This window comes from Lacrimispora brassicae (assembly GCF_054772055.1).
The window spans coordinates 37,932-57,218 of the sequence record NZ_BRYH01000003.1 but is presented as its reverse complement, the minus strand read 5'-3'; the positions used below and the strand labels follow the sequence as shown (position 1 = coordinate 57,218).

Here is a 19,287-nt window from a genome sequence, read left to right as displayed (position 1 = left end):
GGCATTATATGCCCTCTCCTCCGGCTTTTCTCATTTCCTCCGGGAATTTCCCGGCTCCAGCCCGGGATCCTGCCTGTAAGGGCCAGGGGCCTGCAGCTTCTTTTTTCTTCTTTTTTCTTCTTTTTTCTTCTTACTCACTCCTGTTCCGAAAAGTAAATCCATTCATCCTTCCATCACTTCCTCCGCCATCCGGTATCCAACGCCCATTTCCGTAAGGATGTACTGGGGTGCTCCGGGATTAGCTTCTATTTTTCTCCGTATGTTTGCCATGTTGACACGAAGGGTATGGCTTTCTTCAGTATACACTCCCCATATCTCCCGTATGATGAAATCACGGGTGAGCACCTTGCCTGCATTTTTAGAAAGGAGAACCAACAGCTTATATTCTATGGGTGTTAAATGGATCTTTTCCCCGGCTTTGTATACAACCCTTTTGCTGTAATCGATCTCCAGCTTTCCAGATGAAAAGGAGATGTGCCAAGAACTTGGCATCCAGCATAAAACCTTGCACCGTATGGGGCAGGCCCTTTCCCGGGGAGAGTCCTAAAGCTTTTTGGCCTGAAAAACCCCCGGAATAAGGGTTTTCTGCCTGATTCTCTTCTCCCCCATTTCATGGCTCCATGGAATGAGGGAAGAATGGCAGAATAAATGGTTGGATTTTACAATAAATTATTATTGACAATATTGTGTGTCACACAATATAATAATATTGAGGTGATAATATGACGGAAAATGAGCAGTTACAGATCTTTATTACAGAACTCCGCCGGGGCAGCTTAACTCTGGCTGTGTTGGGATGTCTTCACCAATCTCATTACGGCTACGCTTTGCTTCAGGAAATGCAGAGAAAGCATATAGATATTGAGGCCAATACGTTGTATCCTCTATTGCGCCGGCTGGAAAGCCAGGGCCTGCTTGTCAGCGACTGGAATACCAGCGAGAGCAGGCCAAGAAAGTACTACATCATCAATGAAAAAGGAAAAATGGTGTATAAGGAATTGATTGCTGAGTGGAAAAGAATGCAGGAAAGTTTTGAATCCTTTATTGGAAAGGAGGAGCACAATGAGTAATTTCATTGAACGTTACGTCTATGATGTAACACGCCGGCTGCCTGAAAAAGAACGAGATGAAATAAGCAAAGAGCTGACGGCCAATATTTACGATATGCTGCCGGATGATGCAGATGAAAACGAAATAAAGTCAGTTTTATATAAGCTGGGTGCCCCCGCCTTCCTGGCGGGAAAATACCGGAAAAACCCCCAGTATTTAATATCTCCCGGCATTTATGACGACTATGTGCGCTTGTTAAAGTGGATGTTACCGCTGGCCGGTGTCATCGGCATGGTGATCGGCATCATCACAGGTTCCACCGATGCCATAAAGGATAGCATGATAAATATAAGCAAGGTGCTGTCAAAGGGGATCTCAGCGGGTCTGTCCGCAGCGTTTCAAGCTCTTGCCTGGACAACAATAGGCTTTGTAATTGCCGAAAGAACCGGAGACAAAAGCCAGGAAAGCACAAGTTGGAAGGTAGAGGATCTGCCGGAAATATTGCCCAAAAGCAAATACCCCATCTCCCTGTCCGACAGTATTGCGGAACTGGTACTGACTGTTGTGTTTATGGTTGTGGCAATCCTGGTATGCAGCGGGGCAGTGCCCATTGCATTCATGATCCGGCATGGCAACACACAGATACGCACCTTATTCAGTCCCGGGTTTTTGGAAAGCTGCATCCCCCCGATCATAATCATGGCCCTGTTTGGAGTCGGGGAATGCATCATTAAGATAAAAGACCGCCGATGGTCGATTCCTGTATGCTGTACAGTTGTTCTGAGCAATATAGTAAGTGTATCCGCCCTGATTTATCTTGTTTCCCGTCCTGACATTTTAAGCGAAGAGTTCAAAGGGTTTATGAAATCAACTGTCTGGGTATCTTCAGGTCCGTTTCTATGGGGAATAAATCCTGCCATGATATTCCTTTTAATCGTGATCGTATGCTCCTTTGCAGAGTGCGGCAATGCCATTTATAAGACGCTTAAAAGCCAAAAAGTTTAAATGCCATTAAATAGGAAAAGGCACTTGAACATCCAAGTGCCGGCGTATATCCAAGTCAGGAAGGTTGTCAGATAGAATCTTTGATGCCTTCATAAATCTTTCAAAAAATAGCATCCTGCACCTTAAGCGGTGGAAGGATGCTATTTTTAGTATCATTATCAATTACAAAAACCAAGGATGCGACTTGCCAGACTTTCCGAATCCAATTCATGGGCTATTAGCAGTTCCCTTGCAGAGCCGGATCTTCCATAAACGTCATTAACACCTATCTTTAAAACAGGAACCGGATAATTTTCAGACAGAACATCGCACACTGCGCTTCCTAATCCGCCGATAATGGAATGTTCCTCCACCACCACTACTTTTCCCGTCTTTTTTGCCGACCGGATCACTAAATCCTTATCTAAAGGCTTAATGGTATGGATATTTATTATTTCTGCCTGAAGCCCTTTTTCCCCCAATCTCTTCTCCGCCTCCAGCACTTCATTTACCAGGATCCCATTTGCAATGACAGTAATATCTGATCCCTCCTTTAAAACTACTCCTTTCCCAATTTCAAAATCATAGTCCTCCCTCTGATTAATGGAAGGAACCGGCACTCTTCCAAACCTTAAATAAACAGGCCCTTTATATTTATATGCTGCTTTTACCGCTGCTTTTGTTTCCACATCATCAGAAGGACAAATGACAACCATTCCCGGTATAGCCCTCATAAGTGCAAAGTCCTCATTGCATTGATGAGTCGCGCCATCCTCTCCAACAGAAATCCCGCCGTGAGTGGCTCCTATTTTTACATTTAATCCCGGGTACCCAATGGAATTGCGTATCTGTTCAAAAGCGCGGCCCGCCGCAAACATGGCAAAGGAACTGGCAAAAGGAATTTTACCTGTTAAAGATAAGCCTGCTGCAACTCCCATCATATTGCACTCTGCAATCCCGCAGTCAATATGCCGGTCTGGAAATGCCTTTTTAAAAAGAGCAGTCTTTGTTGCCGAAGCCAGATCTGCATCCAATACATGTAAATCTTCATGGATACGGCCTAATTCTACCAGTGCTTCTCCATAGCTGTCCCTGGTTGCTTTCTTTATGATCTCTGACATAACAAGTCCCTCTCTCTTTCCAATTCCCCCATAGCAAGCTGATACTGCTCCTCCTTCAATACGCCGCTATGCCATGACAGATTATTTTCCATAAATGAAATCCCTTTTCCTTTTACTGTTTTTGCAATAATTACTGTTGGCTTCCCTTTTGTCTGCCTTGCCGTTAAAAAGGCTTTTTCCAGTTCCTCAAAGCTATGGCCATTGACAGTCATGGCATGAAAGCCAAAGGCTTCAAACTTCTTATCAATAGGATAAGGAGAACAGATTTCTTCAACGGTCCCGTCTATCTGGAGACCGTTATTATCTACAATCACTACCAGATTATCTAATTTCCTGTGGGCTGCAAACATGGCAGCTTCCCATACCTGCCCTTCCTGCATTTCCCCGTCCCCTGCCAAGGCGTAGACCCGGTAGTCTTCCGAAGAAAGCTTCCCTGACAATGCCATTCCGGCGGCAACTGAAATACCCTGTCCCAAAGAGCCGCTGGACATATCCACACCAGGTGTTTTCTTCATATCCGGATGCCCCTGCAGCCTGGAACCCAATTTCCGGAAAGTCGACAATTCATCTATTGGGAAGAAGCCCCTCTGAGCCAAAACTCCATAATATCCCGGCGTGATATGACCCTTTGATAAGATAAACCGGTCACGGTCTTCTTTCCCCGGATCTTTTTCGTCAATATTCAATTCTTTAAAAAACAAATAAGCCAGTATTTCTGCTGCGGATAAAGACCCTCCCGGATGTCCGCAGCCCGCATGATATACGGCTTCTATGATTCCTTTGCGGATATCATTGGCGATTAATTGCAGCTCTTTATATTCCATCCCAGCCCCTCTTTCTAAAATATCTGACAGCAAGCTCTGTTTTCCGGTGAAAAAAGTGCTGTAATGCCTGATGGTATGTTCAGGCATTACAGCCTTCCTTATGTATCACTGTTCTGCGTCTTTCCTGTCAGGCTTTACAATTGAAACTGCAATCATAACGGCCAATACCCCAAACACGAATATGGTAGCTGCCATAGGCCCTAATTGTCCGGCTTTTCCAATTAAGAATCCTGAGGCTATAAAATCCAGATCAGAGAAGGTTGTTCCCTGGTACCCCAGATCTCCCAGCAAAGGCATTAATAAAAGCGGTGCAAAGGTCAGCATCAAACCGTTTATAAAAGACCCGAATACAGCTCCTTTTACCCCTCCGTTGGCATTGCCGAAGACTCCCGCCGTGGCGCCGCAGAAAAAATGAGGCACAACTCCCGGCAATATGATGATTCCGCCGGTGAGAACCAGAATTGCCATACCCACTATCCCGCCTGCAAAACTGGAAAAGAAACCAATCAATACGGCATTTGGCGCAAAGGTATACACAATGGGGCAGTCCAGTGCCGGCTTTGCATTGGGAATCAGCTTTTCTGAAATGCCTTTGAACGCAGGCACAATTTCTGCAAGGATCAAACGTACTCCCTGTAATATAATAACTACTCCTGCCGCAAACTGGATTCCTTTTGTAAGGGAAAACATAATATAATTCTTTCCGTCTGACCAGTTGTTCTTTATATAGTCCGGTCCGCAAAAAAGTGCAAGAATCACATAAAAGAGAACCATTGTCAGGGAAATGGAAACAGAACTGTCTCTTAAAAATGCAAGTGATTTAGGGAATTCTATCTCTTCTGTTGACCTTGAATTTTTCCCTACCAATTTACCGATCATTGCAGAAGACCAATACCCGATGGTGCTGAAATGGCCGAAAGCCACATCATCGGTTTTGGTTATCTTTTTCATGGTTGGCTGTGCCAGGGCAGGGAATAACACCATAACAATTCCAAGAGCAACCGCTCCCACCACCACTGTCATGGCCGTGGACATGCCAATGGTAATTAAGATAACTCCAATCATACAAGCCATATAAAGAGTATGATGCCCTGTGAGAAAAACGTATTTAAATTTGGTAATACGGGCAATTATAATATTGGCGAACATTCCGAAAAACATGATCAAGGCAGTGACCTGGCCATACTCTTTTAACGCTACCGCAATAATGGCTTCATTATTGGGCACAACCCCTGCCGTATGAAATGCCTCCTGAAACATTCCTCCAAAAGGAGCCAGGGACGCAACGATCACATCTGCTCCCGCCGATAACACGATAAAACCCAGAAATGACTTTATCGTACCCCTGATGGTATCTGCTGCAGGTTTCTTTTGAAGCAATAAACCAATAAAGGCGATTAATGATACTAATACTGCGGGGGTTGAAAGAATTTCCTGTATTATCTTTAAAACAGCCATTTTTTTCTCCTCTCTATGCACAATTAGATTACATTCAGTTTCTTTAATGCCTCTTGCAATTTTTCCTTTAGTTCTTTTTTATCCAGCAGGTTCTCAAGCTCCACAACTCCTTTTAAATGGGTCATTCCCATTGCGATATCTCTTCCTGCAATAAAGATATCTGCTGATCCCGGTGTGGCACCCCCTAAATCACTGTGATCCACCTCAACCTCCGGCGCCCCTATCTCCTTTAGCACATTTTTAATATTCATTTCCACCATAAAACTGCTTCCAAGCCCTGAGCCGCAAACCGCCAATATCTTCATATGATTTCCTCCTGGTTTCTTATTCTTCTTCCATATCAATCAATTTGATGACATCCTCTGTTGAATTACAAGCGACTAATTCTTCCCTGGTAACTTCATTGGTTAAGATATTCGATAATTGGGCAAGGGCCCTTAAATGTGTGTGATTATCAATGGCCGCCAGTGTAATGAATACCTTGACAGGCTTTTGGGGATTATCCAGCACACAAACCTCTTCTTCCAGCTTTAAAAAACTCATTCCCAGCTTATTGACCCCTGTTTTATTCTGAGCATGGGGAATTGCTACATTGGGACATATTACGATATAAGGACCAAAGCCCTTCACATTGTCTATCATGGCATTGATATATTCTTTTGTTATGGAACCATTCTCCAATAAAGGCTTTGCCCCCAGCCAGATTGCTTCCTCCCAACTGTTTACACTGGAAGCAAATTGTATGGTTTCCTTCGTAAGAAGGTCTTTTATCACAGGTAATCCTTCCCTTCTGATTTTTTCTTTTTTATATTGTTTCTGCAAAAGGTCCTTTAAGTCGCCGCTTAATCCCTTCCAATCTTGAATCACTGCGTATTTCTCTATGATTTCCAGGATGGAATGAACTGTAACACCGGACTCTGACTTGATCCCAAATACCGAAGAATATACTGCTTCACTAAGCATAAACCTTTCTTCTACCGTTAAGATGGGGGAGGATATGAATAAATGCTTTTCTGCCGGCACATCAATTCCCTCCGTAGTGGAAAAAACCATATCATAGGTTTCCGGCGGAATCTCTTTGAATTCTTCTACATTACAAGTATCCGCGAAATGTATTTCAGGAAATATTTTTATTAATTGGTTTTTCATCATAACAGAGCTTGCAAGCCCGTTCTGGCATACAATGATCCCTCTTTTTCTGATCTTATCCTGATCCGGCAAATCCATTACCGTCATAAAATGTAAGGCAATATAGGCAATCTCATCATCAGGAATGAAACAGTCCAGATAATCCCCAAAGGGCTCCAGCACTAATCTGCATATGTCAAATACCTCTCCGAACTCTTTTTTCACCTGCATCAATGCCGGATTCACTACCGGTATTCCATATTTCAACCGGAAATAGGCCAAACGTAAATGCATCAGCATATTTTCTGATATGCCCGCCTTCTTCTTTACTTCGGTTCCGGTAATGACTTCAAAACGGTTGATCAGGCTTTGGGACAGCTCCTGTAAAAACATGCTTTCCTGATTGTAAAGCTGAAAATACATTTTATCGCCCAAAGTCATACTTAACAAAAGAACAAATAAATAGTCGATCTCTTCCCTGGGCAAGTGAAACGTCAGTGACTCATAAAAGGTTGTTACATCTGCATAAAGGGGGAGGTGGCTCCACATGGGTTCATGGATCAGCGGGGGGCAGTAGGTCATTGACTGGCAGTGATAAGGGAGTAAACTAATAAAATAGATCACCTGAATCAAATATTCCTTCATGATGGGCAGATTAAATTCCTTGATCAACGACTCTACCTTGTCTTTTGTCTCTTCAAATACCGTTTCATAGGAATTATCTGAAACAGCCAGTGATATTAATTTCTTGCATAAGAAATTATCCTTCAGGCTAATAATTGCAAGCAATACCAGAGAACGGATTTTAATAGGCTCGCCTTCAAAGTAATAACCCAATTTTCTTGAGTATTTTAAATCCACCTTATACTGCCCGCCTATTCTTTCAATTTTTCTTAAATCACCTAAGATGGTATTCTTGCTGGATTGGAGATTGGTAATAAAATGGTTCAACCCCAAAGGTTCCCTTGTGCAAAAAATCTGAATACAGATAATCCAGATTTTATTTTCCCCGTTTACAATAAATTTCTGACGGGGCAGGTTTAGCCTGGATACCTTGCTGATTGTTTCCTTATTAATCAGAAACCTGCCTCTTGACAGTCTGATCAATTCTATCTCATTTTCTTTCAGAAGCTCATTGATCTTTCCCACATCATATTCAATCTGCCTTTTGGAGCACCCTAACAGATCCATGGCTTTGTTCACGGAAAAATTTCTGTCATTTAACAAATACTGCAATAAATTGAACGCGCGCTTTTCAATAATCTGCATTTTCCCACCTCTTTTATGCAATATACCATTGACCTCCTGTGATTATTATAATTAATTGAGCATTATTTTTCCATTCTTATTGGTACCTATATTTGTCTCCGAAAAACAAACAAAAATGTGCTCATTCAAAACTAAAAAACAACAAGTATGACCAATTGCATCAAAGAACCACAACATATATTTACAGCCCATAAGGTAAAAAAAATGAGGGCAATGTGGATTCATTGCCCTCAAAACATCTTAGCTTATATTATTTTTTCTAATATCCCTTCATTTCAATTGAATAATCATATGGACAGCCGTCCCAAATGCGCCCGCCTGTCCTGAAGAGCGGCTGACCACCGGTCATGGCTTCCCAACAAGCACCACAATGGACCTTGGCGGAACCAGAAACCGTTTCCCTTCTGCCTGAGGCTCCTTTCCTTCCGGGTATATGCCGTTTTCATCCGTCTTATCCGTGTGAAAGGCCACATGCCACCGCTCCTTCCTGGGGAGATTGGGAAGGTCAAATTCATGAGGCTCCCAGTGCATGTTATAAGCCACATAAAAGTTGTTATCAGGGGTCCCGTCCGGCCTCTTTCCATATTCTCCGCAGTAAAAGATTCCAAGCTGGCGCCGGAAATTATCAAATTCCGGGCACCATGCCTTTACTCCATGGTAAGAAACATCCGGAAAGCCGCAGGCCAGATAATCCATGATTTTAGGCTCCTTCGGCATATGGAACACCGGATGAGCCTTTCGGAAGGCAATGACAGCCTTTACAAACTCCAGGATATCCTGATTGGTCCTGACCAGATTCCAATTAAGCCACGACACCTCATTGTCCTGGCAATAGGCATTATTATTGCCTGACTGGGAATTGCCGAATTCATCTCCCGCCATGATTAAGGGCGTTCCCTGGCTTAAGAGCAAAAGGAGGAATGCATTGCGAAGCTGCTTCTTCCGAAGCTCCATCACCTTTTTCCGCTTGGTGGGTCCTTCCACCCCGCAGTTCCAGGAATAATTATAGGGACTGCCATCCTGGTTTTTTTCCCCGTTTTCCTCATTGTGCCTGGTATCATAGGACACCATATCCATCATGGAAAAACCGTTGGTATTGGCCATATAGTTGATGACCCCGTATCCTGCCGGATTTCTCCTGGTGCGGAAAGCAAGATTTTTCATCTGCTCCTCGTCCCCCTTTAATACCCGGCGCATATCTATGAGAAAACCGTCGTTATACTCCCCTAAATGCCTGGCTTTTCCTTCTGAGACCGTCTCCCAGGAGAGTGCAAACAACTTGATCCGGCTTAAATAAGGGTCCCTGCCAAGGAGATCCAGGGGCATCTCTCCCACCAGATGGATCCCGTCCACATGGAATTCATCCGCCCAGAAACGGACCACATCAAGAACAAAAGAGGGAGGTTCCTTTCCCGTAAAGAAAAGCTCCACGATCACTTCCAAGCCTTCCTTGTGAAGAGTCTTCACAAGGCCTTTAAACTCCAGGACAGGATTCTTTCCCGCTGCGTAGGAGGCCTTGGGAGCGAAATAATAACCTGATGTGTATCCCCAATAATTCAATTTTCCTAAAGGCTTATCCACAACGGAAGGGTCCCCGTGCACATGTTCCTTCACAATGACCTCGGAAAATTCATTTACCGGCATCAGCTCCACAGCAGTAATTCCCAATTCCTTTAAGTAAGGGATCTTCTCCCCTATGCCCTGAAAGGTTCCCCGGTTCTTTACTTTGGAAGAGGCGTGCCTTGTAAACCCCCGGTTATGGAGACGGTATATGATGCTGTCCTCATATGGAATCTGAGGGGGTTTATCCCCTTCCCAGTCAAAATCCGCCAGCTCCATGGGAGTCCTTAAGAGAGGCGAGGCATGTTCAAGATCTCCCCATGCCTCCCGTCCGGTAAAGCGTTTTCCATAAGGATCTGAAAACAGCCTTCCATCGATTTCAAAGCAGTATTCCAGACCGTCAAAATCTTCCCCCAGAATGGTCATGTTCCATACATCGCCTTTTCTCAATTCTGCCGGAAAGGAAAGGGTCTGGACCGGCTCTTCTGCCCCGGCCTTAAAAATACGGACCCTGCAATCCTCCCCTTTTGCAGCCACACACAGGCGGATCCCTCCGGATACCTTTGAAAGCCCTATAGGATATGCCCCCATCTCACGCTTTGCAATCTTGTACTGTTCCATATCACTTATCTCCTCTGTCTCTTGGTCTGACTCCGGGATAGTTCCTGCTGTTTCTTATTAACTCTTATTGTCTTTTACTGGTTTTCAATCTGTTCCGCCAGATCGTTTAAATACATCCACCGCTCCATCTTCTCTTCCAGCAGCTTTTCCTGCTCCGACTTTTCTTCCATCAGTGTATTCAGCCTGCCGTAATCCCTGGCAGCCTCCCCCATCTGCTTATCCAGGGCCTCTATCTTCTCTTCCAGGGCCGCCATATCCTCTTCAATGGTATCCCATTCCCTCTGTTCCTTAAAGGAAAATTTAAGCTTCCGCTCTCCCTTTGGCTTTTCCTTGTTCTTTTTCTCCGGTGCCTGAGGATTTTTTCCGGTCCCCTCCACCTGGCCCGGAAGGCCCTGGGGATATTTCTCCTGGAAGGCGATCTGATAATCCGTATAGCCGCCCTCATACTGGGTCACCAGGCCCTGGCCCTCAAAGGCAAAGATCCGGCTCATCACACGGTCCAGAAAATAGCGGTCATGGGAAACTGCCACAACGATCCCCTGAAAGCTGTCAAGATAGTCCTCTAATATGGCCAGAGTCTGGATATCCAGATCATTGGTAGGCTCGTCAAGCAAAAGTACATTGGGCGCTTCCATGAGGATCCTGAGCAGATAAAGCCTTCTCTTTTCCCCGCCGGACAGCTTGCCCACAATGGTATACTGAACACTTGGCGGAAATAGAAAGCGTTCCAGCATCTGAGAAGCGCTGACGCTTCCATCCTTTGTTTTCACATATTCCGCCACGTTCCGGATGTAGTCAATGACCTTTATGCTGTCATCCATGTCCTCGCTTTCCTGAGAAAAATATCCCATTTTCACGGTCTGGCCTATGGTGACCGTTCCGGAATCAGGAGCCTGCCAGCCTGCAATGATCTTCATTAAAGTGGATTTTCCGCTTCCGTTAGGCCCGATGATGCCGATGCGGTCATTTTTAAGGAAAATATAGGTAAAGTCCTTCATCAGCAGCTTTTCTCCAAAAGCCTTGGTGATCTCATTAATCTCCACCGTAGTCCGTCCCAGGCGGCTTGCAATGGAATCCAGTTCCACGTTCTGGTCCGCCTCTGGCCCCTTTTGATCCCGTAGGGCCTCATAACGCTGAATATGGGCCTTCTGCTTGGTGGAACGTGCCCTGGCCCCCCGCTGCATCCATTCAAGCTCCACCTTAAGAATGGACTGGCGCTTCCGCTCGGTAGCCGCCTCCATGTCCATGCGCTCTGCCTTCAGCTTTAAATACCCTTCATAACACCCCAGGGTGCTCTCTCTGTCGGCTCCGCCGCCACTTACCTTGTTTTCCTGATAGCTGTAAATCTTTCCCTTATCCAGCTCCACGATCCGGTTGGTAACGCTGTCTAAAAAATACCGGTCATGGGTCACCATTAAAAGGGCACCTTTAAACCGCCGCAGGTAATCCTCCAGCCAGTCCGCCATGCTGCTGTCCAAATGGTTGGTAGGTTCGTCCAGGACCAGTAAGTCGGTAGTTCCAAGGAGGACGCTGACTAATGCCACTCTTTTTCTCTGTCCCCCGGACAGGGTCTCTACCCTGGAATCAAATTCTGTAAATCCCAGCCTGGTCAGCATGGACTTTGCCTGGCTTTCTAAATCCCACACATGCTCATGTCCTTCATTGTCCCGGACAATGCTTTCTAATATGGTATCACCTTCACAGAACCTTGGATTCTGGGACAGAAAGCGGATATCTAAATTCCTGCCCTTTACCACGGTCCCCTGATCCGGCTCCTCAAGTCCTGCCACAAGCCGGAGCAATGTAGATTTTCCGGTTCCGTTAATGCCGATCAGCCCGATTTTATCCCCCTCATTGATGCTGAAGCTGGTGTCATCAAAAAGCAGCCGTTCCGTATATGATTTTGTTAAATGTTCAATGGTCAGTAAATTCATTCCTTATCGTTTTCTCCTGTCTGATTCTCTCTAGCGGATCACAAGCTCCACAGGACAGTGGTCGGAGCCCAGGACCTCTGTATGAATGGCCGCGGCAGCAAGCCTGTCCTTTAAGCTTTCTGAAACGCAGAAATAGTCAATACGCCAGCCTGCGTTTTTCTGCCTGGCGCTGAACCGGTAGGACCACCAGGAGTATATGCCTTCCTGCTCCGGATAGAAATAACGGTACGTATCAATAAAGCCGTTTTCCAGAAGCACGGTAAACTTTTCCCTCTCTTCATCGGTAAAGCCTGCATTTTTCCGGTTGGTCTTGGGATTCTTTAAATCAATTTCCTTATGGGCCACATTAAGATCCCCGCAGAAAATCACCGGCTTTTTCTCCTCCAGCTTCTTTAAATAAGCCAGGAACGCCTCCTCCCACGTCATCCGGTAGGGCAGGCGGGCCAGCTCATTCTGGGAATTGGGGGTATAGCAGGTGACCACATAGTATTCCGAAAATTCGGCAGCGATCACCCGGCCCTCCCTGTCATGCTCCTCTGCTCCCAGCCCATAAGCCACTGACAAAGGCTCCTCCTTTGTAAACAGGGCGGTTCCGGAATAGCCCTTCTTTTCCGCATAATTCCAGTACTGATGATATCCGGGAAGATCAAGATTGATCTGTCCCTCCTGAAGCTTACTTTCCTGGATACAAAATACATCTGCATCCACTTCTTTAAAATAATCCAAAAAGCCTTTCTCCACGCAGGCGCGAAGGCCGTTTACATTCCATGAAATCATTTTTTTCATTATTTTTCACCTCTTAATAAAAGATAAAAATAGTATATCATTTTCCCATTGATTAGGAAAGGGAAGAATTTTAATTCCCGGATTCTTCCTTTGAAAAATCATGATATCCATTTTCTCACTGCTTCTGCTGACAATCATTATATTTTAAGCATAATTATCGTTGACGAACCCACTTCTTTTGAGATATTCTAATAATAATTTAAAGCGAAAGCGTGAGAACCATATTTACAAAAAAACGATACAAGGCTTCATGACCTGGGATGTGAATCTGTAAATTATAATGAACGGCTCCGGTTTACATAAGAAGTTCCATAGTATTCGTTTAATAAAATCAAAAAATAATCAGTGAGCTAAGGAGAATTGTATGGAATATTGTTTAGGAATTGATATAGGCGGAACATTTATTAAATATGCATTAGCAGATGAAAAGTACAACATTGTAGACCGGTGGAAAGCAAAAGCCATAAAACTGGACAGCGTACAGGAATTTTATGATTATATATGTTCAAATATAAAAGATCTTAACACAATAAAAAATATAGGAATAAGCGCTCCGGGACTTATTGATGAAAATTCTAATGTGAAATCTTATGCTGCGGCAAATGTATGTATCATGAAGGACAGCAATGTGAATCTTGAAATAGGAAAAAGGACAAATAAAAAGGTGGCAACCATCAACGATGCCAAAGCAGCCGGCCTTTGTGAGTTTAAAATGGGAAATGCAAAAGGAAGCAGATCCTCTGCATTTTTAATTATCGGAACAGGCGCCGGTGGGTGCTTATGTGATGAAAAAGGCGTTATTTACGGCAAGGATTGCTTTGCAGGTGAATTTCACCACTTGCCATTTATAAATGCTGAAACCGGAAAAATCGACCGGCTAGGGGATTATTCCTCAATGGTGGCTTTGATTAAAATATTCAATGATAAGGTAACTTCAGAAGATAAAGCTATCTACGGAAGCGAAGTATGTGATAAGTACTTAAATGGAGACAAAATCGCAAAGGAAGCTGTTGATGAGTGGATCAATAATATATCCGTCCAATTGCTGGCAATCACTGTATTTTACAATCCGGAAATCATATGTATTGGCGGCGGAATATCTGAAGAAGCCTGGTTTATAGAAGCTGTCAAGGAAACGTTTCAAAGCATATGCAAAGGTTATTTTGGAGACGCAGAATTTATAACGACTAAAATTGATAAGTGTAATTTTAACAATGACTCCAATTTATTAGGTGCAATCATTAATGTGAATGAAATGCTTACATAATTTTGCAATCAGGTGATTTTAAAGCGGGTTGGCCCGGGCCAGGATTCTGTCCCCAAATGGCCAGCCCCTTTCCTGTCCGGTCAGCCTTTCTTCTCCGGCACGAAAAAAAATAATCTGAGAATCAAAAGGAAAAGGATGTCTCAAAGGCATTTTCCCTTCAAGACACCCTTAATCAGGTTCTTATTCCTATCTCATTATTTTCCTTTATCCTGCCATTTTTTCCGTTCCACGAACCGTCCCAGGAAAAAAGACAGGATGCCTACTCCGATTCCAGTCTGGATACAAAACAGCAGACTTTCCACTTCCCCAGGCAGCTCCCCATCGATGAAGGTTTCCATCACAGGAGTAAACCATGGCTCATATTCACTTCCCTGGATTTCTGATATCATCTGGCTTCCTGCATCATCGGAGCCGCCAAATTCGGCTCCCTTTAAAGCAAAAAGAGGAACCGCTGCGATCAGGAAGGCTAAAATCAGGAGGATTGCTACGATCTTTTTATTTTTAACGGTCATATTACTGCACCTCCTTTGAAAATCCAACGGCCTTCAGCTCCGGAAGGGCATAGGTTTCAAGGGTAATGATGATTACCGTGGTAAGGATCCCCTCAATGACCGCAAGGGGAAGCTGAGTCGGCGCGAAAACCCCTAAAAACTTAAGGGCAGAAGCTGAGACGCCGCCAACCTCCGACGGATAAGCCAGGGCAAGCTGAATGCTGGTTACACAATATGTAAACAGGTCACCGATCATGGCTGCCAGGAAAATGCTGACCATCTTATTTACCTTCACCATTTTCAATAATTTATAAACTCCAAAAGACACAAACGGTCCTGCAATTGCCATGGAAAAGGTATTGGCCCCCAATGTCGTAAGTCCCCCGTGGGCCAGCAGGATGGCCTGAAAGACCAGCACGATCATACCCAGAATGCTGACCGCAGACGGCCCGAACAAAATAGCTCCAAGGCCGGTTCCTGTCATATGGGAACAGCTTCCTGTAACCGACGGGATCTTTAGGGACGATATGACAAAAATAAAGGCTCCCGACATAGCCAGTATGGTGATGGTTTTCCTGTTCTCCTGAAGCCTCCTTTTGATGGAGAAAAAGCCCGCTGCCAGAAACGGCACACAAACGGCTCCCCAGGCGATGCAGTATCCCACAGGGAGATACCCCTCCATTATGTGCATTCCATAAGCGCTTGGAACAATTCCAAAAGCCAGGGCAAATGCAATGACAAGTTTCATGACTCTTTTTTCTTTCTTACTCATTTTCATTCTCCTTTCCGTTTTCCCACCCAGCTTTCTGGGTAGAGCCCACCCCGCTTTATCGGGTGTAAAGGTATACCCGAAGGGTGTTCCAATAAAATAAGCACCTAATTCCGATGATTCCCACTCATCAGACCGGCGCTTACGGGGTAAATCTTTGTACAACAAAAAGACTTCCCGGCATCTGGTCATCGCTCGTAACCAGATGCGTCGCAGGCATAATTTACTTAATGAAGGCGTAGCCTGAATTTAGTAAATTAGCCGTTCGATGAGCCAAAGGCGAATCGAACTTCCTTATAAAAGGCAGGTCTTCTGACTCGTGTATCGTCACAGCAGCTCCTCTTCCCGGTTTCCCAGTGATTCATTGAGCCCTGCTCCCCACTTACAGCGGCGGGACCGTAAGGGATTTGCACCCTTTTCCCTATTATCCTGCGGAGAATTTTCACAGGCACCTTTCACATGATACGATTGTATTGTAGCTGTTTAAAACCTATCTGTCAATTTTTTTGTACATCCAAGAGCATTTCCAGCTCTCCGGTATCTCTTGGACAGGTTCCGCCTTCTTCTAAAATTCCATGCTTTACCAGGCTGTTATAAACCTCCAAAAGGACCGGTTTTTTCAAATTGGCCTGATTTAATACCTCATCATCCTCAAATACTTCCCTCACCGGCCCGTCCGCAATGATGCATCCGCCGGAAAAAATCACCGCCCGGTCTGCAAAACGGTATGCAAAATCCACATCATGGGTGGAAATCAGAAGAGTTTTCCCCATTTGGTTCATCTTATCCAGAACTTCCTTTAACATTTCCACATTCACCGGATCTAAGGATGCCGTAGGCTCGTCAAATATGATCACCTGGGATTCCATGGCAATGATATCTGCTATGCTGACTCTCTTTTTCTCCCCTCCGCTTAAATAATGAGGAGGCCGGTCCTTCATGGACTTTAAATTCATGTATTCCAGCGCATCTTCTACCCGTTTCTTCACTTCCTCTTTTGAAAGCTTTAAATTCATAGGGCCAAAAGACACCTCTGCAAATACCGTGGAAGCAATGATCTGATTGTCCGCATCCTGAAAGACGATCCCTACGTTTTTTCTCAGCTCATTCAAATCCCTTTTCCCTATTTCTTTCCCGCGGTAAAGGATCCTTCCTGAATCCGGGCGGTACACCCCGTTTAAATTAAGAAAACAGGTGGATTTTCCCGCACCGTTAGAACCGAGAACTGCAATTTTCTCTCCCTTTTTAACGGTAAGGTTGATTCCCTTTAGCACCTGGTTCCCCTGTCCATAAGAATAGCATAGGTCCTCCGCCTGCAAAAGTATTTCCTCCATCTTCCGTCACCTCCTTTCTCCTGTTTTATCCGCCCAAAACCGGTCAAGCCAGCAGGCGTACCCATAAAAGCACCAGAAAATAACCGGCCGCGGCCCAAAGCTGCCATCCCTTTACCTTCTTTTCCTCTTCCAGGAACAAAAGCTCTCCGTCATAGCATCGGGCGGTCAGGGCATCATAATAGGTATTGGCCTTTTTTAAGGAAACCACGAATAAATTTCCGGCCGTGCTTCCAAAGGAACGGCAGGAGGTCTTAAAATCACAATAGCCCAGCCTTGATTCGGCGGCCTGCTTCATATAGCACTGGGTATCCATCATTACGAAGATAAACCGGTAGATCATGTTCATCAGCTCTAAAATCAGCTTTGGAACATGAAGCCTCCGGAACACACTGATGATCTCGCTTGCCGGTGTAGAAAGCACCAGCATGTACATGGCACTTAAGGCCGCCAGGGCCTTTAAAATCAACCCCAAAGCAAGGATTATTCCTCCTTCCATCAGATACACATAACCACCTGGCACAGAAACAAATACCCGTCCATGAGGCACCGGAGACAGGCCTATGACAATGGCCCCTGTTCCCAAAGCAAGGAAGGTAAGGGGGATCTTAAGAAGGGCCAGATATTTTCTCCAGGGAAGACCGCCTGCCAGTGTGGTGACCCCAGCCATGGACAATAACACCAGCCACGAAACCTTCCAGTCATCCGCCACGATGCAAAAAAGCAGGGCAGCCACCGCTGTCACAGCCTTAAACCGTGGATCCCAGCCCCGCATCCGGGAAGCATATGCGTAAGAATCTATGGTGTCAATGGTTCTCACCTCCTTTCCCTGTCTGATTATACGTCATGATAGATCATTACGCAACGGTTCTCACAAACAGCCACCATTATATCCGTTCCAGGCAGGTTCCGGGAAAAGAAACAGGCAGACGCGGGCAACTCCGGCTCTTATATCTCTTTCACCGGAACTGCAGCATCTGCCTGAATATTTAACTATTTGACTATTTGTTCTCCTCAACCTGTTCTTCCGTCAAGGTAAATACCTGTCTCTTACGAGCCATCTCATCACTTGCCAGATACTCGTCATAGGTAGTGATCTTATCGATCAACTGGCCGTTCACGATCTCCATAATGCGGTTGGCCGTGGTCTCCACGATCTGGTGGTCACGGGAGGAGAAAATCAGAACTCCCTGGAATTTTACCAGACCATTATTAAGGGCCGTAATGGACTCCATATCCAGATGGTCCGTAGGCTCGTCAAGCAACAGCACATTGGCGCCGGAAATCATCAGTTTAGAAAGCATACAGCGCACTTTTTCCCCACCGGATAATATCCGTACCTTCTTTACTCCATCCTCTCCGGCAAACAGCATACGGCCAAGGAACCCGCGCACATAGGTGGCTTCCTTTTCCGGAGAATACTGGGTCAGCCAGTCTACAATGGTGTCATCGTTATCAAACTCCACCGAGTTGTCCTTTGGAAAATAACACTGGCTGGTGGTAAGGCCCCATTTGTAATCGCCTTCATCCGGCTCCATTTCCCCTGAAAGGATCTTGAAAAGAACGGTCTTTGCAAGCTCATTAGGTCCCACCAGAGCGGCCTTATTCTCACGGTTTAAGGTAAAGGAGATATTATCTAAAATCTTAACTCCGTCAATGGTCTTTGATAAACCATTAACAGTCAGCACCTCATTGCCGATCTCACGTGCCGGGCGGAAATCGATGTAGGGATATTTCCGGCTGGACGGCTTGATGTCATCCAGTTCGATCTTCTCCAGGGCCTTCTTTCTGGAAGTCGCCTGCTTGGACTTGGAAGCATTGGCGGAGAAACGCTGGATAAATTCCTGCAGCTCCTTCATCTTTTCTTCCTTTTTCCGGTTAGCTTCCTTCATCTGTTTTACCATCAACTGGCTGGATTCATACCAGAAATCATAGTTTCCAGCATAAAGCTGGATTTTTCCATAGTCAATGTCTGCAATATGGGTGCAGACCTTATTTAAGAAGTAACGGTCGTGGGAAACCACGATCACCGTATTTTCAAAGTTAATGAGGAATTCCTCAAGCCATGCAATGGCATCTAAATCCAGGTGGTTGGTAGGCTCATCAAGAAGCAGGATGTCCGGGTTTCCGAACAACGCCTGGGCAAGAAGCACCTTAACCTTTGACCCGCCGGTCAATTCCTTCATGGATTTGTAGTGAAGGTCTGTTTCGATCCCAAGGCCGTTTAAAAGGTTGGCCGCATCGGATTCTGCTTCCCAGCCGTTCATGGCAGCAAATTCCCCTTCCAGATCCGCCGCCTTGATGCCGTCTTCATCGGTGAAGTCCTCCTTCATGTAGATGGCATCCTTTTCCTTCATGATCTCATAAAGCCTGACATTTCCCATAATAACGGTATCAAGGACCTGGCACTCATCATATTGGAAGTGGTTCTGCTTTAAGAAGGAAAGTCTCTGTCCCGGCGTTAAAATGATATCGCCGTTCGTTGGCTCCAGTTCACCGGAAAGAATCTTTAAGAAGGTGGATTTTCCTGCACCGTTGGCGCCGATCATTCCATAGCAGTTGCCTTCGGTAAACTTGATGTTCACCTCTTCAAACAATGCTTTTTTCCCGATTCTTAATGTTACATTACTTGCACTGATCATCTTCAATTCCCTTTCTGCAATCTGGTTATCGTTCACTCCGGCGCTTTTCCAT

Annotated in this window: 17 protein-coding genes and 1 riboswitch; of the genes, 3 read left to right on the top strand and 14 right to left on the bottom strand. The window is 45.1% G+C overall.

Features of this window, described 5'->3' with window-relative positions:
• Positions 1-162: 162 nt before the first annotated feature.
• The gene (locus tag ACYVD3_RS01575; RefSeq protein WP_460640753.1) at positions 163-492 is read right to left on the bottom strand and encodes a winged helix-turn-helix domain-containing protein; all 330 of its coding nucleotides are present in this window, start codon (positions 490-492) and stop codon (positions 163-165) included.
• 230 nt (positions 493-722) lie between these two features.
• On the opposite strand from ACYVD3_RS01575, the gene ACYVD3_RS01570 reads away from it, so the two are divergent.
• Entirely contained in the window at positions 723-1,070 is a 348-nt protein-coding gene (locus ACYVD3_RS01570) for a PadR family transcriptional regulator (RefSeq protein WP_460640752.1), read from the top strand.
• Positions 1,063-2,055, top strand: a complete 993-nt coding sequence (locus ACYVD3_RS01565; protein WP_460640751.1) for a hypothetical protein — start codon at positions 1,063-1,065, stop codon at positions 2,053-2,055. The genes ACYVD3_RS01570 and ACYVD3_RS01565 overlap by 8 nt, the downstream gene beginning before the upstream one ends.
• A 158-nt stretch (positions 2,056-2,213) precedes the next feature.
• Here the strand turns inward: ACYVD3_RS01565 and ACYVD3_RS01560 are convergent, their stop codons facing one another.
• From ACYVD3_RS01560 to ACYVD3_RS01525, 8 genes are all read right to left on the bottom strand, one after another.
• Positions 2,214-3,155, bottom strand: a complete 942-nt coding sequence (locus ACYVD3_RS01560) for a transketolase family protein (RefSeq protein WP_460640750.1) — start codon at positions 3,153-3,155, stop codon at positions 2,214-2,216.
• The gene (locus tag ACYVD3_RS01555) at positions 3,140-3,979 is read right to left on the bottom strand and encodes a transketolase (RefSeq protein WP_460640749.1); all 840 of its coding nucleotides are present in this window, start codon (positions 3,977-3,979) and stop codon (positions 3,140-3,142) included. Before ACYVD3_RS01555 ends, ACYVD3_RS01560 begins: the two co-directional genes overlap by 16 nt.
• Positions 3,980-4,084: 105 nt before the next feature.
• A complete protein-coding gene (locus ACYVD3_RS01550; RefSeq protein ID WP_460640748.1) occupies positions 4,085-5,437 on the bottom strand; it encodes a PTS ascorbate transporter subunit IIC in 1,353 nt (450 codons plus the stop codon).
• 23 nt (positions 5,438-5,460) lie between these two features.
• Positions 5,461-5,742, bottom strand: a complete 282-nt coding sequence (locus tag ACYVD3_RS01545) for a PTS sugar transporter subunit IIB (RefSeq protein WP_460640747.1) — start codon at positions 5,740-5,742, stop codon at positions 5,461-5,463.
• A gap of 19 nt (positions 5,743-5,761) precedes the next feature.
• The gene (locus tag ACYVD3_RS01540; protein ID WP_460640746.1) at positions 5,762-7,834 is read right to left on the bottom strand and encodes a BglG family transcription antiterminator; all 2,073 of its coding nucleotides are present in this window, start codon (positions 7,832-7,834) and stop codon (positions 5,762-5,764) included.
• Between the two features lie 345 nt (positions 7,835-8,179).
• Positions 8,180-10,015 carry an alpha-amylase family glycosyl hydrolase gene (locus tag ACYVD3_RS01535; protein WP_460640745.1) on the bottom strand — a complete coding sequence of 612 codons (1,836 nt, stop codon included), beginning with the start codon at positions 10,013-10,015 and terminating at the stop codon, positions 8,180-8,182.
• Between the two features lie 74 nt (positions 10,016-10,089).
• Positions 10,090-11,949: a ribosomal protection-like ABC-F family protein gene (gene abc-f / locus ACYVD3_RS01530; RefSeq protein WP_460640744.1), complete on the bottom strand. Its 1,860-nt coding sequence runs from the start codon at positions 11,947-11,949 to the stop codon at positions 10,090-10,092.
• Between the two features lie 30 nt (positions 11,950-11,979).
• On the bottom strand, positions 11,980-12,735 hold the full coding sequence (locus ACYVD3_RS01525) for an exodeoxyribonuclease III (RefSeq protein ID WP_460640743.1): 756 nt from the start codon (positions 12,733-12,735) through the stop codon (positions 11,980-11,982).
• A 364-nt stretch (positions 12,736-13,099) separates the two neighbouring features.
• Here ACYVD3_RS01525 and ACYVD3_RS01520 point away from each other — a divergent pair, with 364 nt between their 5' ends.
• Positions 13,100-14,002, top strand: a complete 903-nt coding sequence (locus tag ACYVD3_RS01520; protein WP_460640742.1) for an ROK family protein — start codon at positions 13,100-13,102, stop codon at positions 14,000-14,002.
• 194 nt (positions 14,003-14,196) lie between these two features.
• Here ACYVD3_RS01520 and ACYVD3_RS01515 read toward each other — a convergent pair whose 3' ends face one another.
• From ACYVD3_RS01515 to ACYVD3_RS01495, 5 genes are all read right to left on the bottom strand, one after another.
• Positions 14,197-14,514 carry an energy-coupling factor ABC transporter substrate-binding protein gene (locus ACYVD3_RS01515; RefSeq protein WP_460640741.1) on the bottom strand — a complete coding sequence of 106 codons (318 nt, stop codon included), beginning with the start codon at positions 14,512-14,514 and terminating at the stop codon, positions 14,197-14,199.
• A 1-nt stretch (position 14,515) separates the two neighbouring features.
• The gene (locus tag ACYVD3_RS01510) at positions 14,516-15,265 is read right to left on the bottom strand and encodes an energy-coupling factor ABC transporter permease (RefSeq protein WP_460640740.1); all 750 of its coding nucleotides are present in this window, start codon (positions 15,263-15,265) and stop codon (positions 14,516-14,518) included.
• A 282-nt stretch (positions 15,266-15,547) separates the two neighbouring features.
• Positions 15,548-15,733: riboswitch (cobalamin riboswitch) on the bottom strand.
• Positions 15,734-15,759: 26 nt separating this feature from the next.
• Positions 15,760-16,596 carry an energy-coupling factor ABC transporter ATP-binding protein gene (locus tag ACYVD3_RS01505; protein WP_460640739.1) on the bottom strand — a complete coding sequence of 279 codons (837 nt, stop codon included), beginning with the start codon at positions 16,594-16,596 and terminating at the stop codon, positions 15,760-15,762.
• A gap of 43 nt (positions 16,597-16,639) precedes the next feature.
• Positions 16,640-17,413: a cobalt ECF transporter T component CbiQ gene (gene cbiQ, locus ACYVD3_RS01500; protein WP_460640738.1), complete on the bottom strand. Its 774-nt coding sequence runs from the start codon at positions 17,411-17,413 to the stop codon at positions 16,640-16,642.
• 181 nt (positions 17,414-17,594) lie between these two features.
• Entirely contained in the window at positions 17,595-19,235 is a 1,641-nt protein-coding gene (locus tag ACYVD3_RS01495) for an ABC-F family ATP-binding cassette domain-containing protein (RefSeq protein WP_460641028.1), read from the bottom strand.
• Between the last annotated feature and the right edge of the window lie 52 nt (positions 19,236-19,287).